Source organism: Acinetobacter haemolyticus, assembly GCF_900406815.1.
GTDB lineage: Bacteria > Pseudomonadota > Gammaproteobacteria > Pseudomonadales > Moraxellaceae > Acinetobacter > Acinetobacter haemolyticus_A.
The window spans coordinates 1-3,483 of sequence record NZ_OVCN01000038.1 but is presented as its reverse complement, the minus strand read 5'-3'; the positions used below and the strand labels follow the sequence as shown (position 1 = coordinate 3,483).

Here is a 3,483-nt window from a genome sequence, read left to right as displayed (position 1 = left end):
AGGGTCTGTAGCTCAGTTGGTTAGAGCACACGCTTGATAAGCGTGGGGTCACAAGTTCAAGTCTTGTCAGACCCACCACTACTGACGAAGTGATGAATAATCACAAGCTGCCAGAAGAGAAGATATATCGTTCATTGTGATTAAAGCTGGGGACTTAGCTTAGTTGGTAGAGCGCCTGCTTTGCACGCAGGAGGTCAGGAGTTCGACTCTCCTAGTCTCCACCACTAAAGATTACAGAATTTAGTAAGTTAAAGCTTATTAACTTCTGTGATTTATCACAGTTTACTACGTGCTGACGAGGCAGTAGTTAATCATTAACAGATTAGTAGAATTGAGTCTGAAATAAATTGTTCACTCAATTCATTCGAAAGAATGAAATTGAGAACTAGCAAAAACACTGAATCAAGCGTTTTGGTATATGAATTTAGATTGAAGCTGTATGGTGATTAAGTTCACAGACAACAACCAGTAGCAATTAAGTTTGCAACGATAACACTCACTTGTATGTGTTAACGACTGTTTGGGGTTGTATAGTCAAGTAATTAAGTGCATGTGGTGGATGCCTTGGCAGTCAGAGGCGAAGAAAGACGTGATAGCCTGCGAAAAGCTCCGGGGAGGCGGCAAATATCCTTTGATCCGGAGATTTCTGAATGGGGGAACCCACCCGCTATAAGGCGGGTATCAATAACTGAATACATAGGTTATTGAGGCGAACGAGGGGAAGTGAAACATCTCAGTACCCTTAGGAAAAGAAATCAATTGAGATTCCCTTAGTAGCGGCGAGCGAACGGGGATCAGCCCATTAAGTTATGTGTGTTTTAGTGGAACGCTCTGGGAAGTGCGAACGTAGAGGGTGATATTCCCGTACACGAAAGGGCACACATAATGATGACGAGTAGGGCGAGGCACGTGAAACCTTGTCTGAATATGGGGGGACCATCCTCCAAGGCTAAATACTCCTGACTGACCGATAGTGAACCAGTACCGTGAGGGAAAGGCGAAAAGAACCCCTGTGAGGGGAGTGAAATAGATCCTGAAACCGCATGCATACAAGCAGTGGGAGCACCTTCGTGGTGTGACTGCGTACCTTTTGTATAATGGGTCAGCGACTTATATTCAGTAGCGAGGTTAACCGTATAGGGGAGCCGTAGAGAAATCGAGTCTTAATAGGGCGTATAGTTGCTGGGTATAGACCCGAAACCAGGCGATCTATCCATGAGCAGGTTGAAGGTTGGGTAACACTAACTGGAGGACCGAACCCACTGTCGTTGAAAAGCCAGGGGATGACTTGTGGATAGGGGTGAAAGGCTAATCAAGCCTGGTGATAGCTGGTTCTCCCCGAAAGCTATTTAGGTAGCGCCTCGGACGAATACCATTGGGGGTAGAGCACTGTTTCGGCTAGGGGGTCATCCCGACTTACCAAACCGATGCAAACTCCGAATACCAATGAGTACTATCCGGGAGACAGACTGCGGGTGCTAACGTCCGTAGTCAAGAGGAAAACAATCCAGACCGCCAGCTAAGGCCCCAAAATCATAGTTAAGTGGGAAACGATGTGGGAAGGCATAGACAGCTAGGAGGTTGGCTTAGAAGCAGCCACCCTTTAAAGAAAGCGTAATAGCTCACTAGTCGAGTCGGCCTGCGCGGAAGATGTAACGGGGCTAAAACTATGTGCCGAAGCTGCGGATGTATACTTTGTATACGTGGTAGGGGAGCGTTCTGTAAGCCGATGAAGGTGTATTGAGAAGTATGCTGGAGGTATCAGAAGTGCGAATGCTGACGTGAGTAACGACAAAACGGGTGAAAAACCCGTTCGCTGAAAGACCAAGGGTTCCAGTCCAACGTTAATCGGGGCTGGGTGAGTCGACCCCTAAGGCGAGGCCGAGAGGCGTAGTCGATGGGAAATTGGTTAATATTCCAATACTTCTGTGTAATGCGATGAGAGGACGGAGAAGGTTAAGTCAGCCTGGCGTTGGTTGTCCAGGTGGAAGGCAGTAGGCATGCATCTTAGGCAAATCCGGGGTGCTCTATGCTGAGAGCTGATAGCAAGCTGTACTTGTACAGTGAAGTGGCTGATACCATGCTTCCAGGAAAAGTCTCTAAGCTTCAGTTACACAGGAATCGTACCCGAAACCGACACAGGTGGTCAGGTCGAGTAGACCAAAGCGCTTGAGAGAACTCTGCTGAAGGAACTAGGCAAAATGGTACCGTAACTTCGGGAGAAGGTACGCTGCTGACGGTGATGGGACTTGCTCCCTGAGCTATTGGCAGCCACAGAAACCAGGCCGCTGCAACTGTTTATTAAAAACATAGCACTCTGCAAACACGAAAGTGGACGTATAGGGTGTGATGCCTGCCCGGTGCTGGAAGGTTAATTGATGGGGTTAGCGTAAGCGAAGCTCTTGATCGAAGCCCCAGTAAACGGCGGCCGTAACTATAACGGTCCTAAGGTAGCGAAATTCCTTGTCGGGTAAGTTCCGACCTGCACGAATGGCATAATGATGGCGGCGCTGTCTCCAGCAGAGGCTCAGTGAAATCGAAATCGCTGTGAAGATGCAGTGTACCCGCGGCTAGACGGAAAGACCCCGTGAACCTTTACTGCAGCTTGACATTGAACTTTGACCTTACTTGTGTAGGATAGGTGGGAGGCTTTGAAGTTGGAACGCTAGTTCCAATGGAGCCGTCCTTGAAATACCACCCTGGTAATGTTGAGGTTCTAACTCTGCCCCGTAATCCGGGGCGAGGACCATGTCTGGTGGGTAGTTTGACTGGGGCGGTCTCCTCCTAAAGAGTAACGGAGGAGTACGAAGGTGCGCTCAGCGTGGTCGGAAATCACGCGTAGAGTATAAAGGCAAAAGCGCGCTTAACTGCGAGACCCACAAGTCGAGCAGGTACGAAAGTAGGTCTTAGTGATCCGGTGGTTCTGTATGGAAGGGCCATCGCTCAACGGATAAAAGGTACTCTGGGGATAACAGGCTGATACCGCCCAAGAGTTCATATCGACGGCGGTGTTTGGCACCTCGATGTCGGCTCATCTCATCCTGGGGCTGAAGCAGGTCCCAAGGGTATGGCTGTTCGCCATTTAAAGAGGTACGCGAGCTGGGTTTAGAACGTCGTGAGACAGTTCGGTCCCTATCTACCGTGGGCGCTGGAAATTTGAGAGGATCTGCTCCTAGTACGAGAGGACCAGAGTGGACGAACCTCTGGTGTACCGGTTGTGACGCCAGTCGCATCGCCGGGTAGCTATGTTCGGAAGGGATAACCGCTGAAAGCATCTAAGCGGGAAGCCTACCTCAAGATAAGATTTCCCTAGGAATTTATTCCTCTAAAGAGCCGTTCGAGACTAGGACGTTGATAGGTTGGGTGTGGAAGCACGGTGACGTGTGAAGCTGACCAATACTAATTGCTCGTGAGGCTTGACTATACAACACCCAAACAGTTGTTGTATGCAAGATAAATTCAATACATAACTTGATTTAGTGT

2 tRNA genes and 1 rRNA gene are annotated in these 3,483 nt (G+C 48.9%); all 3 read left to right on the top strand.

From position 1 onward, the window contains the following. Position 1: 1 nt before the first annotated feature. The 3 genes from DK207_RS15530 (at position 2) to DK207_RS15520 (ending at position 3,424) form a co-directional block, all read left to right on the top strand. Positions 2-78 (top strand) — tRNA-Ile (locus tag DK207_RS15530). A gap of 70 nt (positions 79-148) precedes the next feature. Then, a tRNA-Ala gene (locus tag DK207_RS15525) sits at positions 149-224 on the top strand. A gap of 308 nt (positions 225-532) precedes the next feature. Beyond that, positions 533-3,424: ribosomal RNA gene (locus tag DK207_RS15520) — 23S ribosomal RNA — on the top strand. Positions 3,425-3,483: the final 59 nt, after the last annotated feature.